A 20,342-nucleotide genomic window follows, 5' to 3' on the forward strand; every position below is an offset into this window, starting at 1 on the left:
ATGAACGATACGGCTCTTCGTTTTCTGACGATGCTGGCCCTTTTCGCGTTCATCGTGCTGGTCGCGCAGCTGGCGGGTGGCGCCATTGCCGACCGGCGCGCCAAGAGCCGGGCGGTCAATGCGCGTTTGCGGATGATCGAGTCAGGTGTTGACCGGGAAACGGTGACCGCCAGGCTGCGCAAGGACATGCCGCACGATATTCCGGGGGCGCCGCAATGGGTTTCCAACGCTGCGCGTGCTTTTCACCGGATGCTCAATGCCGCGAACATAAAACGTTCGGCGCGCGAGGTGTTCGGCGCCATGCTGCTCGGCGCGCTGGCGGTTGCCGCGCTGATCCTCGTGCTCGCCGGTTGGTCGGGTGTCGCCGTCACCTTCGGCGTGATCCAGCTGGCGGTGGCGATGGGCGCAGTCGTCGGCATATTATTGCCCTGGATGGTGATTGGCCGGCTAGCCGACGCGCGCCGTCGGCGCATGGAGAGTCAGTTTCCGGTGGCGCTCGATATTTTTGTTCGCGGATTGCGCGCGGGTCATCCGATCCCTGCGGCGCTCAATCTGCTGGTCGAGGAAATGGAAGATCCCGTCGGCACCGAATTCGGTATCGTCGCCGACGAGATCGCTTTTGGTTTCGGGTTGCGTGAAGCTCTGTCGCGTATGGCTCAGCGCTGGGGTTTGCCGGATATCGACATGTTCGTCGTATCCGTTTCCGTTCAGATGGAAACGGGCGGAAACTTGGCGGAAATCCTCGAAAATCTCAGTCGGGTCATTCGCGAGCGCGCGAGCATGTTCATGAAGGTTCGCGCTCTGAGTTCCGAAGGCCGGATGACCGCTCTCGTTCTCACAGTTCTGCCGATCCTTGCTTTCGCAGGCTTGTTTACGGTCAACCCGGGGTTCTATCTCGACGTCGCGGGGGATCCGATTTTCATCTTCGGCTTTGCCGGGGTTTTGCTCCTTTACCTGATCGGCTTTATCGCCATCCGGCGGATGGTGGACCTGAAAGTATAGCATGGTCGAGCAAATCGCCTTGTCTCCGTTCATGCGATGGGCCGTCCTGCTGCTTCTGTTCGCCCTCGTATCCGCAGGCGCCTTTCTGGCGATCAGAGCCTTGCTCAGCCGCCGATTGATTCTAAGCCGCCTCGGAGAGGAATCGAAGACCGCCATCTCCGAAAGTGCGGCGGCCGTGCTGGACGCCTCGACCGCCAAGGCCAGTGCCTGGGCCAGGCTGACCGAAAGGATCGAGCGAGGAGGATTCTCGCTCGGCGACTCCGACCCCAAGGCTCTACAGGGCAAGATGATCGCGGCAGGTTACCGGTCGCCGCAGGCCCCGAAGATTTTCACGCTCGTTCGTCTTCTGCTAATCTTCCTCTTGCCTTCGCTAGTTGTCTTTCCACAACTGGCATCGGACAAGCCGGTCTCCCTGCTGAGCCTTTACCTCCAGGGGGCGGGCCTTGCCGCGATGGGGCTCATTCTGCCCAGCCTTTACCTAACTGCCAGGGCGGATCGCCGCCGGCAGGAAATCGTGAATGGCTTTCCCGATTGCCTTGATCTCATGCTGGTCTGCGTCGAAGCAGGGTTGGGGCTCGAAGCAGCGCTCGACCGGGTGGCGCGCGAGATGACGACATCGCACCCGCTTGTTGCCGAAACGCTCTTGCAGACGACCTTGGAATTGCGTGCTGGTGCCAGTCGCGAAGAGGCGTTGCGCGCCATGGCGGACCGCACGCGCGTTGACGAAATTCGAGCCTTTTCGACCCTCTTGATCCAGTCCGACAAGCTTGGTTCCAGCATCGCGACGACGCTTCGCACCTACGCCTCCGAAATGCGCGAAAAGCGTCGGATGCGGGCGGAAGAAAAGGCCCATCGTCTACCTGTCCTCCTATCGATTCCTCTGGTTGCCTGCATGTTACCCGTGATGGTTGGTGTGCTGATGTTGCCGGCTGCCGTTCGCGTGATCCGCGACGTCGCACCGGCGATGGCGGGAGCTGGCTGATCATGCATATCCGCGCCCCCGCCTATATGCTGATTGCCGGGCTGGCGTTGGCCAGTTGCTCATTCGGCCCGCGTTTGCAATCCGCGCTACCCGTGGTCAGGGATGTTCCGGTCCTCGCCGGTCTTTCGTCGGCGCAATCGCTCGAACGCGGGCGCGCCTTTCTCGCCTCCAGGCAGTATGGACTGGCAATCGAGCTGTTCAAGGCAGCGAGCCGCGATCCGGCGCTTGAGGTCGACAGCCTGAATGGCTTGGCGATCGCCTATGACGGTATCGGTCGGCGCGACGTCGCGGAGCGCTATTTTCAGAAAGCGCTGGCCTTGCGGACCGATGATCAGCGGACGCGTCACAATCTTGCGACCTTTTATGCCGCATCGCGGCAACCCGAAAAACGTCGATCGCTGTTGGCCGATGGTGCGGGTGCGCCCGTAGCCGAGCCGGCCGCGGCGTCCCGGTCTCCCGTCATCGATCCGGGATTGTCCGCCGAAATGCCGCGGGCCGAACAGGCATCGGCGGTCGCGAGCGAAGAATTGCGGAAACCAAGCCCACTCGGCGTCAGCTTTCGCCCCTTGCTGATCGAGGCCGGGCTTTCCGACGGGCCATCCGCGCCGTCCATGGCGCCGGCAGACGAAATGTCGATCGCTTGCTTGGCGAGTGCAGATCCTGCGGACCCGGGCGACGCAAAGGGCGGGATGCGGATGCTCCGCATCAGCGTTGGCGAGGTCTTCATCGCGACCCAGGCCGCCGGATCGCTCTGTTCGATCGTTCCGGAGACAGCCGTCGCCGCGTTCCCGCCGGTGGCGATGAGCAACAAGGCCTATCTCGGATTGGTTGCGGCTTATCTCGACCAACTCAATCGCCTGAGCCATTTCGCGGGCATCAGCCTGCCAACCGCACCCGGGGCGACGTGATATATCCGCGCAGCAATCGGATCGTTGCCGTTGCGATGGCGGTCATCCTTTATGGGATTTCGGCCGCCTGTCTGTTGGCGACCGAACCGCCCGGCTCGTCGGCAAGCGAAACAGATTCGGCGCGCGCGGATATGCTTCGTGCAGTCGACGACGCGCTGGTCGGCCAGCGATATGTCGAAGCGGGGGCGCTGTTGGACCGCTTGGCGAAGCAACCGGGGGGCGACAACGGCGATATCGCCCTGATGCGCGCGGAATGGCTCATCGCCGTCGGGCGGCCCTCCGAGGCGGTGCCGCTTTTGACGTCGATCAACGCTCACGAGCGGTGGCAATGCCGGAAATTATCCGCCGAAATGGCGGCTCTCGTCCAAATTTCCGATTTTGATCGGGCCGACCGAGTTGTGACCAGCGCCGAAAATGCCTGCCGCGAGGATCCGGTGTTCTGGCGCAGTTCGGGGCGGCTGTACCTCGCTCGCGACCGGGCGCTCTCAGCGATCGTGGCGTTTCGCAACAGCCTTTCGCTCGATCCCGCGAACATCGGCGTGCGGGGGGACCTTGGCGTCGCCCTGATTTTCGCTGGCGATGGCGTGGAGGCGGCGCGCGTCCTTTCCGGGCTGCTGATCCTCGATCCCGATCAGGCGGAAGCCCGGATCAACCTGGATTACGCAAACGGGATGCTGGGTCAGCAACCGTCGCGGCGGTCATCGGATAGCGATCTGATGTGGAGCCGACGCCTGCAATATGCGGGCCTCGGCGCCGAGCGGGCGAACCATCCCCTCCTTGCCGAGGCGTTATTGAGTCGGGCGTTGCTCGAACGCCCGCGTCATGATGAGCAACTCTGGCAGCAATATGCCGCAGTAACGGGCCGCGGTGGTGAAAGGGTCGCGCATTGATTGTGATCGAGGCAGCATATGTCGTCATCCTGGCGCTGGCGGCCTATTCCGATGCGCGCCGCTTCATCATTCCCAATATCTATCCGCTGCTCCTGCTCCTGCTCGGGGGTATCGCGTCGTTCGCCGGCTTTCCCTTCGCCGCGCCGCTGTGGTCGCACCTCCTGCATTTCGCGATCGCGCTCGGGGCGGGAATGCTGCTGTTCCATCTCGGCTGGTTCGGCGGCGGCGATGTCAAGCTCTATGCCGCCGTCTCCTTATGGTTCGCCCTTTCAAACGGCCTGTTTCTGCTGCTCGTCGTCTCGCTGAGCGGTGTGGCGGTCGTGTTGCTGTCAATCGTGCTCCGCCTGGGGCTGACCGCCTTCGGTCGCGCCGATCGGACAAAGGGCAGCTTTATGAAACGCCGGATCGCCTATGGACTGGCGATAGGGGGCGGTGGGATCGCCTCGATGCTTTTGGTTTATCCTTGAGGCAGGAATCCGACTGCCGTCGTCGCGGCGCGGGCGCCGGGGAAAGCTAATTGGTATCAAACCGGGATCGGGCGGCACGCGCGGGCGTTGATCGTGTAGTCGAGCGGGATCACCGGGACGACCGAGGTGAATGGATATGTCACCGTCACCTGCTTGCCGCTGACGCTGCCGCAAGCCGCCGGCGCGGCTGCGAAGGCGTCGGCGGCTACGGGAACACCCATGGCCTTGCTGGCGGCATAAATTTTGACATCGGCGATCGTCGCACATTCGGGTCGCTTGAGGGCATAGCAGCGCGCGGCATCCTCGACCGCGGATTGCAGCGAGTTGCGCACCCACATCGTTCGGCCGAATTCGATGATCCCGAAGGACATGAGCAGTAGCAAGGGGATGACGAGCGCAAATTCCGCGGCGATCGAACCGCGACGGTCCGAGTGCAAGCGCCGCGTCATGAGATGCGAACCTTCGCCTCTGCCTCAAGCTGCACCGGATCAGCGAGCCCCGGCCAACCGAAGATCGGGCTATAGTCGGCGCTCGCACCCACGGTCACATAATCCCCTGGCAGTTCCCCGCTGTCGGGGCACACCACACTGTCGTCCACCGCCACGACGATCCCGGTCGGGGTCGGGCACCCGGATTCTTTTCCGGGGACGGTGGGTGTGACCGTCAAGCCCGTCGCATTGGTCACCGCGCTGCTGATTCCTGTTTCGTCAAAGCCCTTCGTCAGCGCATAGCTCGCGCCAGCGCGTGCGGCTGCGCCAACCTGTATCTTGGTCCACGCCAGCCCTCCGACATCGACCGCGCCGAAAAGCAGGATCACCAGGATCGGCAAGACCAGAACGAACTCGGCGGCGCTCGCGCCCGACTGATGCCGCAGCAATCGTTTGATCAAAGCGGAGCGTTCCATCTGCAACTTCCTCATACCAGCAATTCCACCTTCCCGGTGCCGGGATCCCGGATTCCCGACCCAGGGCATTCGTCGTTCATATTGGCGTTGTTGTTGATCGAAACGACGAGGCCGACCAATTGCGTACATTGCGCAGAGTTGAACACGCTGTTGTTCTTGATCGATAGCTCCTGATTGGGGAAGTAGAGAGCGCCCTGAACGTTGAAGGTGGCGTTGTTCCAGGCGAGAATATTCGTTCCGAGATTGCGCCCCATCATCGCAATGCCGGCATAGTTCCCGCTTGTCGGTGCCGTTATGTTGAAGACAAGATTATTGCCGAGCGAGACGGTTGCGCCGGGCATCAACACTAGCGTAACCCCGCTTCCGTTGATCGTGACGCCGTTATCCAGTCTCAGAATGCCGCCGACAACATAGGTGCCCGATGCGAGGTTCAGTGTAGGGTTGCTGGCGTTGTTCTTGATTTCGATGCCGGCACAGAATTGCCCAGCGGAATAGCTGCCGCCATTCGTGATCTTCGCCGAGTTGGTGCAGGACCCGGGCGACGGAACATCGGCGTAGGGGTCGGGAACGGGCGTTACGCCGGTGACTTCCTGACCGATCATGATCTGGCTGGCATTCTGCTTGTCGATGGAGCCTGCCACGAAGGCTGCACCATTGATCGTACTGCCGTTTTTCATCGACATGTTGGCGTTCGAATAAACGGCGCATCCCGGATTGCTGATGCTGTTGTTGTTGTCGATCGAGATGGCCGTGCCGCTGGTTTTCAGCCCGATGATACAGGCGGCGCCGCCCGATGCGGTTCCGGCAACGGCGCGCGCGCGCGCTGTCGGCGCGCTGCCGAGGAAAAGCGCCGCAAGCCCCATCGACTGCGGCTTCTCTATGATGACTTCCCAGAACTCGCCCGACTTCCCGTCAAGGCTGTCGAGCTTGGTCGTCTCTACGGTGACCTCGTCCTGCCCGTCGACGAAACCCACGCTGGCCGCGACGGCTTTGCCTTCGAGGTGTCCGGCATCGTCGTCGTCGGCCTTCGCGGCGATCGCGGCCGAAAAAGCCGCCTGATCCGCGGCGCCCTGCGCTTCGCGTTTCTGCACCGTCCAGAGTCCAACATCGACGGCGAGTGCGCCCATGCCAACCAGAACGGGCATGGCGATCGCGAAAATAGCAGCCGTTGCGCCGCGGCTGTCTCTGGCTAAATTGGTCCTATTCCGCACGCGAGATCTCCCCAAAAGAATCACGCTGCAACCCTGAATGAAATTAGATCGTAGTTTATGACTCTTCAATCAATAAAATGACGCAAAGCAGGGTTTTTGACACAAAACGAGACGCTTCGGAGCGTATCCGGAACCGAATGAAAGGTGTCGGCAGTTTTTCCTGGCTTTTGGTAGTCCGCGCCAGATGGGGCTGCATTTCTGAGGCGCTTACCTTGCGATATTGAGATGTGGATAAGGGGCTAAACAAGTAACTATAATTTTATTATAAAACAGAGAATTGCTTCATAGACTGGGTGTTTTTTCGTTCCGCCCAGCGATCTGAAAATGTCAAAGAGCTATGATCGCGCTTGCGTATTCAAATGCACTAACGCTTCATCCCGTCTTTACCTTATTCCGATATGTGCTCACTGCTCTCCCGCGATCCGGAGGGTATCCCCGCCCCGTCGAGCCACGCGCTCGACGGGGCATCTTATTCCTTATGTGGCGATGTGGCCTCGCATCGAGCCATGTTTGTGAAATGGGAATTTCAAAACCGCATCCGACCGGTCTCTCGCGTCCTGAACCCTATTTCCAGAGATGTTCGGCAGTTTTTGCCGAAACGACGAGAAATGCGGCCTATCGGTGTTCGGTAGTGAGCAACTGTTATCGTCGGCACGACCGCGAAGGTCAGTTTTTCACAATTTGCGCCGGAAAGCAGACAGTCCGCTAACGGCCAGAGGAGGCCACTGACCGCAGTCGTCATGCGCGAGACCAAAATGTCACAGGTCCACTCTATGGAGTCGGCAGCTGGAGTAGGCTGTGTGGCCAAGCGCGGCAGAAAGCGGAAAGACGTCAAGCGACTTCGGGGCGTAGATGCGTTTCGAGAGTTTGAGCCGCGGATGTTTTGAGCAAAATTGGTCGAAGAGACCAAGGCGTTCTGGGAACCCTATTATGGTCGGTCGCTGTCCGATTGCGAGGCACGTGATCTGCTCGCAAATGCGTGCAACGTTTATCTTCTGCTCATTGCCGCGAACAAGCGTTCGGACAAGGATTCAGATTAACCCACGCTACGGTCTACCTGGATCCACGGTTGATAGCGGGCTCCGCCAGTAATCATTTATTACAAGATTCCGCATTCCAGCTTGCGGCTGGAGGCAATATTATTTCACGAAGTTCCGCAACACCCTGCTGGGATTCGAACTTTTTTCGAAAAAAATCGCAAAGTAGTTTCAGACGTTTACGGGCATATCGTCCGACCGCCCCCTCCGTGGAGGAAATTCGAACTTCGCCATTAAATCCCTGAAATATCAGGGAAAAATGGATAAATTAAGAGATGCTGGCTCCCCGGCGACGGTGGTGATGAGTACCTGTGGTCGGAAGACCTTGAAAAACCACAAAAACATGGGCGTACTCCAGCGAAAGTTGTTTCTAAGCCACTTCCGGTATCGCTCCGAGACCGGGCGATTGCGTTGGTGACTGAGCATGGCACGGTCCGAACCAGCGACTTCGAAGCCATCGGCGTTCCGCGTCAATACCCACCCATGATGTGCCGCGAAGGGAGCCTCGAGAAGGTCGGATACGGTCGCTATCGGTTGGCGTCCTCCGAGGTAGCAAAGCGTACGAGCGAGTAGTGATGCGGAGTCGTTACGGTTTATTGCATCGCACGAAAGTTCGCCGTTCGCCTTCGTGGGGGTAAGCGCGCGCACTTGGCTCCTCAAGCCCGGTGCCATTCCCCGGTCGCCTTTCTGCGCGTCGCGCTCACCTTCGCCGTCAACCCCTGCGGGGTTCGCCCTCGCTTCGCTCGGTGACGGCAGTTCGCGGACGCTCCTTGTGGCGCCATCGGGGATGGTCCCCGAGCACTTCAGGAGACAGAACATGCCGACTATCGCAACCCTCACCGTCAAGGCCGACGGCAGCCTCGAAGGCACCCTCGCCACGCTCAACGTCACCGCGCCGATCACCATTGTCGCCAACGGCCGCAAGTCGAAGGACAGCGAGCCCGTCATCAACACCGACCGTCGCACCTATCATGTCGAACTGCGCGCGACCGCAGCCGCCTACATGGCCTCGGTCTCCTGGACCTATCCCGCCGACGAACTCATCGCCCTGCAGGCGGCCGAGGCCGAGGCGGCGCGCTTGGCCCCGGTCGCCGGGGCCATCGACCTCGCGGCGCTCAACTTCCGCTACCGGATAACGGGGGACAAGGTTGACTGGCGCCCGGTGCGCGCCTTCGACGACTCGCGCCAGCTCTTTATCGAATTCGGCGAGGCTATCGCTGCAGGCGAGATGCCGCCGCTCTTCGTCACGGGCGGCGACGGCGAAGTGGAACTGGTCAACTACCGGGTAAAGGGCCGCTATATGATCGTCGACCGCCTCTTCGAGCGCGGCGAGCTCCGGCTGGGCGCCGGCAAGCAGGCCCGCATGGTCCGGATCGAGCGCGATGTGCCGCGCCGCCGGGGGCGGTCATGAACGAGCGGGAGGCGGACGCGGCGCCGGGCACCGCGGCGGCGGGAGAGGAGGCGGCAACGGCGCAGCGGCTGGACCCGGACGCGTTTCGGCTGCGCGGCGACCCGCCGCGCGTTATGCGCTTGTCGCGCAAGGCACTGGCGATCGCTGGGGCTGCGGCCGCGACGGCGATCGGCGGCGCCCTGCTATGGGCGCTCCAGCCTGCGGTGCCCAAGGCGCCCCGGAATCTCTACGCGGCCGAGCGGGCGAACCGTCCCGACGCGGTGACCGACGCGGCCGCCGACTATGGAACGGTGCCCAAGCTCGGTCCCCCGCTTCCTGGCGATCTCGGGCGGCCGATCGTGTCTGCGCAGCGCGATGGCGACATCGTTCCGGTTCCCCCCATGGGGACAGCACCGGCCGATACCCGCTCGCCCGCCGATACGGCGCGCGAACGCGCGCGGCAGGAACGCGGGGGCGCGCGGGCCAGCCGGCTTTTTCTCGGGGAAGGGGCACCGCGTGCGTCGGCGGCAGATATGGGGCGCGGAATGGTCGAGGCGCCCGCCTTGTCCGCCGCCGACGGCGGCGTGCAATCGGCGACGGCGTCGCGGCGCACCTTTCCCGAGGGAGGCCCCGGCAGGCCCGTCGAAAGCGCGGAGCGGGTTCGCGCGCCGAGTTCACCGAACATCCTTCAAGCCGGAAGCGTGATACCTGCGGCGCTGATCACGGGTATAAGGTCTGACCTGCCCGGGCAGGTGACTGCGCAGGTCACGCAAAATGTCTATGACAGTCCGACCGGCCGCTTCCTGCTCATCCCGCAAGGCGCGCGCCTCGTCGGCGAATATGAGAGCGAGGTCGCAGCTGGCCAGAGCCGCGTTCTGCTCGCCTGGGATCGTCTCCTTCTCCCCGGCGGCCGATCGATCGGGCTCGATCGGCAACCCGGTGCCGACGCCTCGGGAATGGCCGGGCTGGAAGATCGTGTTGACAATCATTGGGGCCGAATGCTGCGCGCGGCCTTTGTCTCCACGCTACTTGGCGTTGGCGACGAACTCGCCGGCGGCGGCGACAGCGCGTTGCTTCGGGCATTGCGCTACGGCGCGCAGGATACGGCCGGACAGGCTGGCCGCCGTGTTGTCGAACGCGAACTTGGCGTGCCGCCGACGCTGACCATCCGACCGGGCGCTGTGCTTCGCGTCGTCGTGACCCGCGACCTCGTTCTGGAGCCGATCACAGGAGATCGGTCGTGAGCCGGCTTCGGCTTGGCGCCATCGCAGACAACAAGCCTGTCAAAATGACGATCGAGATGTCCGGCTCATTGGTTCGCGACCTCGCCGACTATGCGGATGTCCATGCTCGCCTGACCGGAATGGCGTCGCCGATATCGCCGGAGAAGCTGATCCCCGCCATGATCGAGCGATTCATCGCAAGCGACCGCGAGTTCAGCAGGCAACGCCGGAACGGTCGCTGACACCGGGGCGTGAAACCCCGTCCGGTGCGGTCGATCTCAATCTGCCGGGGCCGCGTTCGCGACTTCCTGGGCGCGCAGCACGAACCGTTGAACTTTTCCGCTGGGCGTCTTGGGCAGCGAATCGACAAACTCGATCTCGCGAGGATAGGCATGCGCCGACAGCTTGGCCTTAACATGAAGCCGCAACGCCTCCGCCAAAGCCTCGTCCGGCTGATATGCGGGCTTCAGTACGACGAACGCCTTGATGATTTCGGTCCGCTCGGGGTCGGGCTTTCCGATCACTGCCGACTCGAACACCGCCTCATGCTCGATCAGCGCACTTTCTACGTCGAACGGTCCCACGCGATACCCTGACGTGGTGATCACATCGTCGGCGCGTCCGACGAAGGAGATGCTTGCATCGTCGTTCAGTTCGACAGTGTCCCCGCTCAGATAGTAGCCGCCTTGAAAGGCGGCCGTCTTTGCCTCGCGATAGCCGCCGAACCAGAAGAGCGGCGAGCGGGCAATATCCAGCGCCAGGATACCGGGCTGTCCCGCGCCCAGTTCCTCGCCCTCGGGCGACAGCACCACCACCCGGTGGCCGGGCGAGGCGACCCCCGCCGAGCCGATCCGGACGGGATGCTTCAATGCATGATGATTGCACAGCACCATGCCAAGCTCGGTCTGGCCATAATGGTCGTAGATCGGCGCGTTGAGATGCCGTTCGAACCAGCGGATGATTTCGGGGTTGAGCGGTTCGCCCGCGCTGCTGACGACGCGCAGCCGATCCCGTATCCGCGCGACCTGTTCCGTCCCTTCGCCCATGAGCAGCCGATATGCGGTGGGCGAGCCGGCAAGGTTCGTGATGCCATATTCGACGATCGTGTCATAAGCGGAGTCGACGCTGAACGCGCCCTCGTGGAAGATGGTGGTCGCTCCGATCGCCAGGGGACCGGTGACCGCATAATAGAGCCCATAGGCCCAGCCCGGATCGGCCAGATTCCAGAAGCGGTCGTCGGGCCGCAAATCGACCGCATCGCGCATGTAATTCGCAAAGGCGGCGATCGCCTTTATCGGGACGAACAGCGACTTGGGCAGACCGGTCGTGCCGGAGGTGAACATGATCAGGAAAGGGTCGTCGAGGGTGCAGGCGACTGGCTCGAGGCAGTCATCCTGGGCTTCGACCAGCGACCAGAAGTCATGATCGTCCGGGCTCGCCGACGCCACGGTGACGATCGCCACATCCACTGCGGCCTCTGACAGCTTCGGCCGATTTGTCATATCGGTGACAATCAGGCGGGTACTTGCCGCCAATATGCGATGCTCGATGGCTTTCGGGCCGAATGCGGTGAACAGCGGCTGATATACTGCTCCGAGCCGCCATGTCGCGAGGATGGTGATGAGCAGCTCGGGGGTTCGTGGCAGCAGTCCGGCGATGCAATCGCCCTTGCCAACACCGAGGTGGGCAAGCGCGCCCGCAAGCTGCGCCGAACGCTGCTTCAGTTCGGCAAATGTCCAGTCGCGCGTCTCGCCGGCCGGCGAGCGGTGTCGCAGCCCCACCTTATCATACTGTCCGGCATGCCGGTCGCAGCAGATCTCTGCGGCATTTGCGTGGCCCGCAGCATCCATCGCCAGGATCTGGAGCGTCGCGACCGGGTCGAATTCGATCATCGCCTTCTCGTAGCTGATCGGCCGACCGGCCGACATATCCGTTACGGGCCGGCTCACGCGTGCTGCCCTTCGCTGCCCGGTCCGCGGGCTGGCGGAACCCAATGGCAAAGCGTCCCGGCGGCTCCGGTCATTCGTGTCCGATTAGCGCTGCGGGCGAACCCGGCGGCGACATCCAGCGTATAGCGATGCACAAACTCTCCCTTCAATTTCGTCTCGCGCGCGGCGATCGAATCTATCCGACCATGACCGCCGGGGCAGCTTGTGTCTAAGCCGAAATCGCGCTCGATTTAGTCGATATCCGACTTAGTTGCGATCAGTGCCGCCGGCTGGCCGCTCCGTTCCCTGAAAGCTCAGCGCGCGCTTACAGTCAGCTGTGATTGTTCAATGGTCATGGGCGGATCCTGGTGCTAGAAGAGCGAGGTCCCGGACGGCGCCGAACCGACCTGCACCGGCGAGGAGTGTCTGACCAGATTATGAGGAAAGATAACATGCGGCGTATCGCCGGCAAACTTCTGCCGGGCATGGGCTATCTGACCCTCGGGCGGGCCGGGGGCGCTTGGAAGCAGGGCCCTGCGCGTGCGAATTGATCCCAAGCTCGTCACCGAGTTCGCGGCGATCGCGGAAGAAGGGTCGTTCACGCGGGCCGCGCAGCGGCTGCGCGTCAATCAGCCATGGTTGTCGACCCGCCTCCAGAAGCTCGAACAGCAGCTTGGCTTTCGGCTCTTCGACCGCACAACGAGACGCCTTGCGCTGACCGATCGCGGCGCGCAGCTCTTTCACGCCGCCAGCGCTGCAGCGAAAGCATTCGAAAATGTCGACCAGCTCGCGACGCAACTCAGCCGGAGCAATCAGGGCATATTGAGGATCGGCGCCGCGCCCTACACGAAGATCATCCGGCAGCGGGGCAAACTGATCCACGATTTTGCTCTCGCCTATCCGAATGTTCATCTGGAACTGGAAACCGGCTGGTCGCTGGCCTTGCTGGGCCGGCTGGACGCGGGCGAACTCGATCTGACCTTCATGGTCGGCGAGGTCGATGAGGCCCGCTATGAAGGCCTCGAACTCAGGCGGTTCGGCGTTTCGGTCACGCTGTCGCGCGAGCATCGGCTGGCCGGCTCGGATGTGCTACCCGCAGCGGCCCTGGTGGACTATCCGGTGCATGTTTTTACCCGAAGCTTGAACCCACCGTTGTGGGATGCACTCCATGCGCCGCTCCTTGAGGCAGGCTGCCGCCTCGTCGAAATTCCCGAGATGGCGGAGGGCGCCCCCAGCCGCATGGATGCCCCGACCGAAGCGGCGGCCTTTTTCGATTTTGGCGAGGACGAAATCGGCGCCGTCGAAGTGGTGCGGGTCCCGATCGCCGCGCCCGCGACGCTCCCCTTCCAACTGCTCCGTCGCCGCGGGGCGGCGGGTTACGCACAGCAGAAATTCTGGGAGCTCGCGCTGAAGCTTGTCGAAAGACGATGACGGGCAGGGCGCCGCGACGGGCGAACCAGGGCCACACCGGAGGCTTCGGTATACTCTGATTTATCCGAATTTGCAATCAATCGTGACTGCATTGGGATTAGACTTCCCCAAGCGGTAGCCGCAGAACCACGCCTGAAGACCGGGCGCTAAAGCGGCGGATAACGGTCGATTTGGAGGAGATGGATTGCGCGATCCGTATCGGCGGCCGCGCGTAAAGGCTTGCGCCGTGGGGCGCGGCGCGCGCTCGGTCGCGTAGCAAATTCATCTAAAAACACAGCGTCGGATGGCTCGAACGTCGAGCCGTGATGTGCGCGAAAAACGACATGGGGAGGATAGATATGACCAAGGCAACCAATATTCGGTATCTCGTCGGCGCGTCGGCGCTGATCCTGGCGCTCGCTGGGCAATCTGCCTATGCGCAGACCGTCGATACGGCGCCCCAGGAGGGCCTTGCGGACGAGCAGGGCTCGAGCCAGAGCGGCGATATTGTCGTCACCGGCACACTCATTCGCGGCATTGCTCCCGTCGGCACCAACGTCGTCGGCGTGTCGCGCGAAGAGATCGTCGCGACCGGTGCGACGAGCGCGAATGAAATCCTCGCCAATATTCCGCAGGTATCGAACACCTTCCTGCAGGGGCCTAACCCGGGGCGTCCGATCCTGCGGTCGCTCGGCGCGAGCAGTGGCTCGACAACGCTGATCCTGATCGACGGTCACCGGGTCGTCGGCGGCGGCGGCGCCAGCGCCGATCCGGACCTGATCCCGCCGGCGGTCATCGAACGGGTCGAGCTCGTGCTTGACGGTGGGTCCGCCATTTACGGGTCGGACGCGATCGGCGGCGTGATCAACTTCATCACCCGCCGACGCTTCGATGGGCTCGAAGCCAACGCCCGCGTCGGGATCGCCGACCATTACAACGCCTTCGACGGCAGTATCACTGCCGGCAAGAGCTGGGATACGGGATCGGCTTATCTCTCCTATTCCTTCTCGCGAAACGATCCTCTCTTCGGCCGCGATCGAGACTTTGTATTCCAGGTGATCCCGAACACCGAGGGCTTTTGCGCGCCCGGAACGGTCTTCACCAGAGGCGGAACGGTGAACGGCAATGCCTATGCGTTGCCGGGCCGGACGCCCGGGATCCTGCCATGCGACAATACGGATGACGCCCAGTTCGCGCCGAAGTCGGAGCGGCACAATGTCTACGCCGGATTCAACCAGAACATAACCGACTCGATCGAGTTCGATGTTCGGGCTTTCTACTCGCGCAAAACGCTGTCGACCTTCCAGGGTCCGGTCCGCTCCCGGATCGACATCACGCCGACCAATCCTTATTTCGTGCGGATCGGCGACGAGACCTCGCAAAGCATCTTCACGTCCTTTATCGGCAATGCGTTTGAAGATCGCAGCAGGAGCGAGCTCCAGCAATATGGGGTCACGTCGACCTTGACGGCCGAGCTCGGCAGCAGCTGGCGATTGACCGTTTCGGGCAATTACCAGCGCTCGCGGTTCGAAGGCGGCCAGCCGCTGACCGATGCCGGCGCGATCGCCGCGGCGGCGGCAGGCACTACCACTGCGACTGCGCTCAACCCCTATAATCTCAGCGCCACCAATCCCACGGTGCTGGCCGGCATCCTCCGCGAGCAATATCAGAAATCGAACCAGCATATTTATAGCGGCCGCGCTATCGCCGAAGGGCCGTTGTTCCGCTTGCCGGGTGGCAGCGCGCGATTGGCCGTGGGCGTGGATTATCTCGACGAGGCGCAGTGGGACATCGTCAACGCGTCGATCATCCCCGGGCGCCGGGCCCAGACCCCGGACACCGTCAAGCCCGAGAAGCGCACGACAAAGTCTGCCTTTTTCGAATTCGCGGCGCCGATCGTCGGGGCCGACAACGCCAGCCCGGGTCTTCACTCGCTGACCTTGTCGCTTTCGGGGCGTTATAATGACTATTCGGACTCGGAGGGGTCGTTCAACCCGAAGGTCGGCCTGACCTATGAGCCTTTCGAAGGCCTGAAACTGAGAGGCAACTGGGGCCGGTCGTTCAGCTCGCCCGGGCCTGGCCTCAAGGCTGCGTCAGGCTTCGACCTCGTGCAGGTTTTGCCAACTGTACTTGTTCCGGGCCAGCAGGCACCCTTCGCTGCGGTCTACGCGGGCTTCGTCGACCAGATCGACCCGCAGAAAGCCACCACCTGGTCGGTCGGCGTGGACGTCGAGCCCACCGCCACCCCCGGCCTGAAGGCGAGCGTCAGCTACTATAATATCCATCTCAAGGATATGGTCGGCTTGCTGTCGACGCCTTTCTTCACCCCGGCGCTGAATCAATATGTGCGCGACAATCAGAGCTGCGCGCAGATGGGCTTCCTTAGCGGCGAGCAACAGATACCGCTCACGATCGCAGGCCTCTGTGCGCTCAATCCGGCAACCACCTTTGCCTATTACGACCTTCGGCAACAGAATCTGGGGCAGCTGAAACAGGATGGTATCGACTTCAATGTGGGCTATCGCCACGAATATGGCTTCGGCACAGTGCACGCCCGTGTGGCCGGGACCTACATCTTGAACCGCGAAAATGCGGTCGTTGCTGGCTTGCCGTTCGTGTCCGAATTCGACACGCCCGGTGCCAGCCGTTGGAGCGCGGTCGCTTCGGCAGGGCTCCAAACTGGCGGGCTCACCTTCTCGGTCGATGTCAACCACCGCGCCGGCTATGACCGCAACGCCGTACCGCTCGTTCAGGCGAGCGTCGGCTCGTTCACGACCGTCGATGCGTTTGCCGCACTCGACCTGCCTGTGGCCTTTGCGCAGGACCTGCAGTTGACGTTGAATGTCACCAACCTCTTCGATCAGGACCCGCCCTTCTTCGCTGCCGATAAGGGCTTTACGAACGGGTCGACGCTCGGACGATTGCTGCAGATCGGGATCCGTACGAAATTCTAGATAAAGGGCAGCGCCGGCGCGTCGGTGCGGGCGCTGCTTGCGGTCGTGAAATACGCGTTTGCGGCTGCCGATACTGTTTGGTTGGAAAGGCCGTGTTCTCGTTGCTCAGATGACGTGTTGGCAACGGCGGGCCTTGAAGTCGAAAGGACAAGAGATGGCGAGAATAGGGCAGCTGCGACTGGGGGGATCGCTTGTCGGGCTTGCGGCCTTGATGAGCGGCATATCCTATAGTTTCCCGGTTCCCGCACGTTCGGCCGAGGACAAGGCGCCGGCGGCGAGCGGGAGCGCGGAAACTTGTGCAGCCCTGGAGGGCCGTCAGGTCGGCAGCGCGGTCATTGACAAGGCTGAATTTCTTGCAGTCGGCACAGCAACAAGCCCTTATGGACAAAAGGCCGCGACCGAAATCTGCAAGGTGTCGGCGCGTGTCTCGGCCGGCCCCGATTCAGAAATCAAGATCCGCGTGTGGTTGCCGGCCAATTGGAACGGCAAGATGTACGGGGTCGGAGGCGGTGGTTTCAGCGGAAGCTTGGTGATTGACGGCATCGCGCTGACCGACCCCGTCAACAAAGGCTATGCATCCGTGGCCACCGATGCAGGGCATGATCATTCCGACAAGGTCATATGGGCTTTGAACCATCCGGAGAAGATTGCCGACTTCGGGCACCGGGCGAACCACCTTGGCGCGGTCGCGGCAAAGGCAATCCTGAATCAATATTATGGTGCTCCTGCCAAACGCTCCTATTTTCACGGATGCTCGAATGGCGGGCGGGATGCGCTCATGTTGGCGCAGCGCTATCCAGGCGACTATGACGGGATCATAGTCGGGGCACCGGCGAACAGATGGACAGCCTTGATGTCTTCGTTTCGGCGCAACGAGCAGGTCGTGCGCCTGTCGCCCGGTGTGGATACACTCGGACCGAAACTTGGGCTGGTCCACGACGCCGTGATGAAACAATGCGATGCGCTCGACGGAGCCAGGGACGGGCTGATCGGGAACCCGAACCAGTGCCGGTTTAATCCGGCGGTGCTTCAGTGCAAATCCAATGCGACGTCGACCGCGAGCTGCCTCTCCAAGCCAGAGGTAGCCGCTTTTCGGGGCATTTATCAGGGCACGCGCACCCGCGACGGTAAATTGATCATGGCCGGCTATTCGCCTGGCAGCGAATATCAGTGGAGCAGCTGGTTCACCAAACCCGATGGCCCGGCTCCGGGGATGGGCCGGGATTTCTTCCGCTTCATGGTTTACAATGATCCGAAGTGGGATGAAAATTCGTTCGTGCTCGACCGCGACTATCCGCGGGCAAAACGGGACACCGGCCCGCTCGTCGATGCCACCGACACCGACCTGCGCCCGTTCCTTCGCAGCGGCGGCAAGCTGCTGATGTATCATGGCTGGGATGACGCGGCGATACCTGCCCGAAATTCGATCGACTATTTCGGTGCGGCCCGTCGCACCGCGGGATCGAGAGCCGACCAAATGCGCCTCTTCATGGTGCCGGGGATGGCCCACTGCGGCGGAGGCAACGGCCCGGGGTCGCTCGATACGCTTGGCGCGCTCGAGACCTGGGTCGAGAACGGAACGGCACCGGAACAGCTCGTCGCCACCAAATATGAAAATGAAATCCAGGCCAAGCTCGGCCAGCCGACGAAGGTGCTGAAAACGCACCCCGCTTGTCCGTGGCCGAAAACACCGCATTACAGGTCAGGTCCCGTCGAAGATGCCAGCAGTTTTGTCTGTCGATGAGGGATCTAGCGGCTTTACGGTTCTGCAGTCCCGTGGATCGCCGCGAGGGGCCTTGATGCCGATCGCGTCCTATTGACCCGACTGGCTGTGCGCCTGTGCGTTCACGCCGGGGGCAGTATGGCACGAACGGTCGTTCTTCGAATGAACCCTCGCTTGCCGGCTCTGGTCGGGGAACGGTGGACGCGGGTTGCCGAACCTCCCGAGCCATATGTCGGGGAGCTCGATACATACGGTCAGAACTGATCGTAATATGTTGATCTTGCTGCAGGAGCGTGCAACCTTTCCGTTCACTTGCAGCGAAGATAGGGCGTGGGGTTGAAATGACGACGTTTAAGCTTTTGCCGAAGATCGCGCTTTGTTGCTCGGCTGCGGTCGCTGCCGGCTGGGCGACGCTGCCCCTCGCGGCCGCGCCGGGGACGCCCACCGGCGCCGCGCCACCTGTGGCATCTGACAACACGGCTTGTGTGCGGCTGGTGGGTACGAGCGTGGGCGGAGGCCAGATCATGAGCGCTGTTAGCGTCGCTTCCGGCGGAAGCCTCGCATCGGGGCCGTTGTCGGCCCTGAAGGCGACGGCACCCTTCTGCCGCGTGAGCGCGGTCCTGCGGCCGGTCGCGGGATCCGAAATCCAGGTCGAGGTCTGGCTCCCCGAGGCGTGGAATGGAAAGCTGCTTGCCGTTGGCGGTGGCGGCTTCAGCGGCGGACTTGACTCGGTTGCGATCACGCTTCGTTCAGGGTTGGCTGAAGGATATGCGGGCCTCGCTACCGACGCCGGCCACAAGACGGCTGATGGCGCCAGCTGGGCGGCAGGACAGCCCGAAAAGGTGGTCGACTGGGGGCACCGGGCGAACCATGTCGGTGCGGCTTTTGCCAAGTCGCTGATCGAGGCGCACTACGGCCGCCCGGCGAGCCGGGCCTATTTCAACGCCTGTTCGAATGGCGGGCGTGACGCCTTGATGGAGGCAAATCGCTTTCCCGAGGATTATGATGGCATCATCGCCGGCGCCCCTGCGTTCGACTGGACCGGGATGACGTCTGCCTTCCTCTGGTACCACCAGACGATATTCCAGACGCCAGGGGCGGCAACGCTCCCCACGAAGATCAAGGCCGTGTCCGAGGCGATCCGTGCGAAATGCGACGCGCTCGACGGAGTCACGGACGGCATTCTCGAAAATCCGAGAGCCTGCCGCTTCGACCCGGCTGAACTTGCGTGCAAGGGCGGTGACGACAAGTCTTGCCTCACGACGGCTGAAGCGGATGCGCTGCGCAAGATTTACGACGGACCGCGCCTCCAGACCGGCAAGCGCATCTATTCGGGTCTCGCGCTGGGCGACGAGGATATTCCGGCCAATGCCAATGGCTGGCTCGACCCCTCGCAGCAGGGAACAGGCGCCTTCGGGACGGAATTCTTCCGGTGGATGGTCTATCAGGACCCGAACTGGAAACCCGAGAGCTTCCAGCTCGACCGCGATTATCCGCTGGCGGTGCAGAAGACGGGATCGATTGTCGATGTCGGCCCCGATCTTCGGGCGTTCGCAGCACGTGGCGGCAAGCTCATCCTGTGGCACGGCTGGTCGGACGCGCGCGTTCCCGCCGACCATACGATCGACTATTATGAAGATGTGCGGCGCAAGATCGGTGCGACTTCGGCAAAGAAGAGCGTGCGACTGTTCATGGCGCCCGGGATGGCGCATTGCTTCGCTGGCCCCGGTCCGAACAAGTTCGACATGGTGCGCGAACTCGATCGTTGGGTCGAGCAGGGAAAGCCGCCCGAGCGGGTCATCGCCACCAAATTCGACAACGACATACTCGCGCTGATCGGACAGCCAGCCAAGACGCTCCGCACCCGGCCGCTTTGCCCATGGCCGAAGACGGCGCACTATAAAGGCAAAGGGTCTACCGACGATGCCGCGAGCTTTGTCTGTCGTTGATTTCGGCGAGCGGCTGAGGCGCGCCAAGCCATCTCCCGTCGCGGCAGCGGAGGCCGCGCTCGGGTGCGTCATTGGCGGGTGGCGCGATGATTACCACCGGCTTCGGCCGCATAGCAGCCACGGATATAGACAGTGGCCGTAAAACTGATCGTCGTTTGCGTATGGGGCAGGCCGCCAACGATCCGGCAAAATGCGATTCTTTCAATCGAGGAAGCCGCCCCGTTCATCCGTCTTGGGCGGCGGCGATGAAGAGCGAAGGCGCGTCGGCGGAATTCATTCGCGTCGATTTGGTCTGCGGCGCGAGCGACTGGCTATCAGTAATAACATGCAGTCAAGCCCGCTTATAAATTGACAAGCAACCATG

Annotated in this window: 15 protein-coding genes and 1 pseudogene; 12 read left to right on the forward strand and 4 right to left on the reverse strand. The window is 62.3% G+C overall.

The window, feature by feature from the left end:
* Genes V8J55_RS10620 through V8J55_RS10640 form a run of 5 tightly spaced genes read left to right on the forward strand, consistent with a single transcriptional unit; the run spans nt 1 to nt 4,249 of the window.
* Nucleotides 1–1,002: a type II secretion system F family protein gene (locus tag V8J55_RS10620; RefSeq protein ID WP_336445567.1), complete on the forward strand. Its 1,002-nt coding sequence runs from the start codon at nt 1–3 to the stop codon at nt 1,000–1,002.
* Between the two features lies 1 nt (nt 1,003).
* Nucleotides 1,004–1,984 carry a type II secretion system F family protein gene (locus tag V8J55_RS10625; RefSeq protein WP_336445568.1) on the forward strand — a complete coding sequence of 327 codons (981 nt, stop codon included), beginning with the start codon at nt 1,004–1,006 and terminating at the stop codon, nt 1,982–1,984.
* Between the two features lie 26 nt (nt 1,985–2,010).
* The gene (locus V8J55_RS10630; protein ID WP_336445569.1) at nt 2,011–2,892 is read left to right on the forward strand and encodes a tetratricopeptide repeat protein; all 882 of its coding nucleotides are present in this window, start codon (nt 2,011–2,013) and stop codon (nt 2,890–2,892) included.
* Between the two features lie 35 nt (nt 2,893–2,927).
* Nucleotides 2,928–3,782: a tetratricopeptide repeat protein gene (locus tag V8J55_RS10635; protein WP_336445570.1), complete on the forward strand. Its 855-nt coding sequence runs from the start codon at nt 2,928–2,930 to the stop codon at nt 3,780–3,782.
* Nucleotides 3,783–3,784: 2 nt separating this feature from the next.
* Nucleotides 3,785–4,249, forward strand: coding sequence for a prepilin peptidase (locus V8J55_RS10640; protein WP_336445571.1), 465 nt, complete (start codon nt 3,785–3,787; stop codon nt 4,247–4,249).
* Nucleotides 4,250–4,305: 56 nt separating this feature from the next.
* Here V8J55_RS10640 and V8J55_RS10645 read toward each other — a convergent pair whose 3' ends face one another.
* From V8J55_RS10645 to V8J55_RS10655, 3 genes are read right to left on the reverse strand one after another with little or no spacing between them, the layout of a single operon-like run.
* Nucleotides 4,306–4,698 (reverse strand): TadE/TadG family type IV pilus assembly protein, encoded by a 393-nt coding sequence (locus tag V8J55_RS10645; protein ID WP_336445572.1) that lies wholly within the window; start codon nt 4,696–4,698, stop codon nt 4,306–4,308.
* The gene (locus V8J55_RS10650; protein WP_336445573.1) at nt 4,695–5,153 is read right to left on the reverse strand and encodes a TadE/TadG family type IV pilus assembly protein; all 459 of its coding nucleotides are present in this window, start codon (nt 5,151–5,153) and stop codon (nt 4,695–4,697) included. Before V8J55_RS10650 ends, V8J55_RS10645 begins: the two co-directional genes overlap by 4 nt.
* An 11-nt stretch (nt 5,154–5,164) precedes the next feature.
* Nucleotides 5,165–6,388, reverse strand: a complete 1,224-nt coding sequence (locus V8J55_RS10655; RefSeq protein ID WP_336445574.1) for a pilus assembly protein TadG-related protein — start codon at nt 6,386–6,388, stop codon at nt 5,165–5,167.
* A 1,956-nt stretch (nt 6,389–8,344) separates the two neighbouring features.
* Here V8J55_RS10655 and V8J55_RS10660 point away from each other — a divergent pair.
* The 3 genes and pseudogenes from V8J55_RS10660 to V8J55_RS10670 form a co-directional block, all read left to right on the forward strand.
* Nucleotides 8,345–8,812: pseudogene (locus tag V8J55_RS10660) on the forward strand (TrbG/VirB9 family P-type conjugative transfer protein); the annotation flags it as partial.
* On the forward strand, nt 8,809–10,035 hold the full coding sequence (locus V8J55_RS10665; RefSeq protein WP_336445576.1) for a TrbI/VirB10 family protein: 1,227 nt from the start codon (nt 8,809–8,811) through the stop codon (nt 10,033–10,035). The pseudogene V8J55_RS10660 and the gene V8J55_RS10665, both read left to right, overlap by 4 nt.
* The gene (locus tag V8J55_RS10670) at nt 10,032–10,256 is read left to right on the forward strand and encodes a DUF2274 domain-containing protein (RefSeq protein ID WP_336445577.1); all 225 of its coding nucleotides are present in this window, start codon (nt 10,032–10,034) and stop codon (nt 10,254–10,256) included. Before V8J55_RS10665 ends, V8J55_RS10670 begins: the two co-directional genes overlap by 4 nt.
* A 36-nt stretch (nt 10,257–10,292) precedes the next feature.
* On the opposite strand, the gene V8J55_RS10675 is transcribed toward V8J55_RS10670, so the two are convergent.
* Nucleotides 10,293–11,963 (reverse strand): AMP-binding protein, encoded by a 1,671-nt coding sequence (locus V8J55_RS10675; RefSeq protein ID WP_336445578.1) that lies wholly within the window; start codon nt 11,961–11,963, stop codon nt 10,293–10,295.
* Between the two features lie 519 nt (nt 11,964–12,482).
* Between V8J55_RS10675 and V8J55_RS10680 the strand changes: the two genes are divergently transcribed.
* The 4 genes from V8J55_RS10680 (at nt 12,483) to V8J55_RS10695 (ending at nt 19,978) form a co-directional block, all read left to right on the forward strand.
* Nucleotides 12,483–13,373: a LysR family transcriptional regulator gene (locus V8J55_RS10680; RefSeq protein ID WP_336445579.1), complete on the forward strand. Its 891-nt coding sequence runs from the start codon at nt 12,483–12,485 to the stop codon at nt 13,371–13,373.
* A 338-nt stretch (nt 13,374–13,711) separates the two neighbouring features.
* A complete protein-coding gene (locus V8J55_RS10685; protein WP_336445580.1) occupies nt 13,712–16,306 on the forward strand; it encodes a TonB-dependent receptor in 2,595 nt (864 codons plus the stop codon).
* A 211-nt stretch (nt 16,307–16,517) separates the two neighbouring features.
* The gene (locus V8J55_RS10690) at nt 16,518–18,050 is read left to right on the forward strand and encodes a tannase/feruloyl esterase family alpha/beta hydrolase (protein ID WP_336445581.1); all 1,533 of its coding nucleotides are present in this window, start codon (nt 16,518–16,520) and stop codon (nt 18,048–18,050) included.
* 503 nt (nt 18,051–18,553) lie between these two features.
* On the forward strand, nt 18,554–19,978 hold the full coding sequence (locus V8J55_RS10695) for a tannase/feruloyl esterase family alpha/beta hydrolase (RefSeq protein WP_336445582.1): 1,425 nt from the start codon (nt 18,554–18,556) through the stop codon (nt 19,976–19,978).
* The last annotated feature ends 364 nt before the right edge of the window (nt 19,979–20,342 follow it).

Source organism: Sphingopyxis sp. CCNWLW2 (assembly GCF_037095755.1).
Lineage (GTDB): Bacteria > Pseudomonadota > Alphaproteobacteria > Sphingomonadales > Sphingomonadaceae > Sphingopyxis.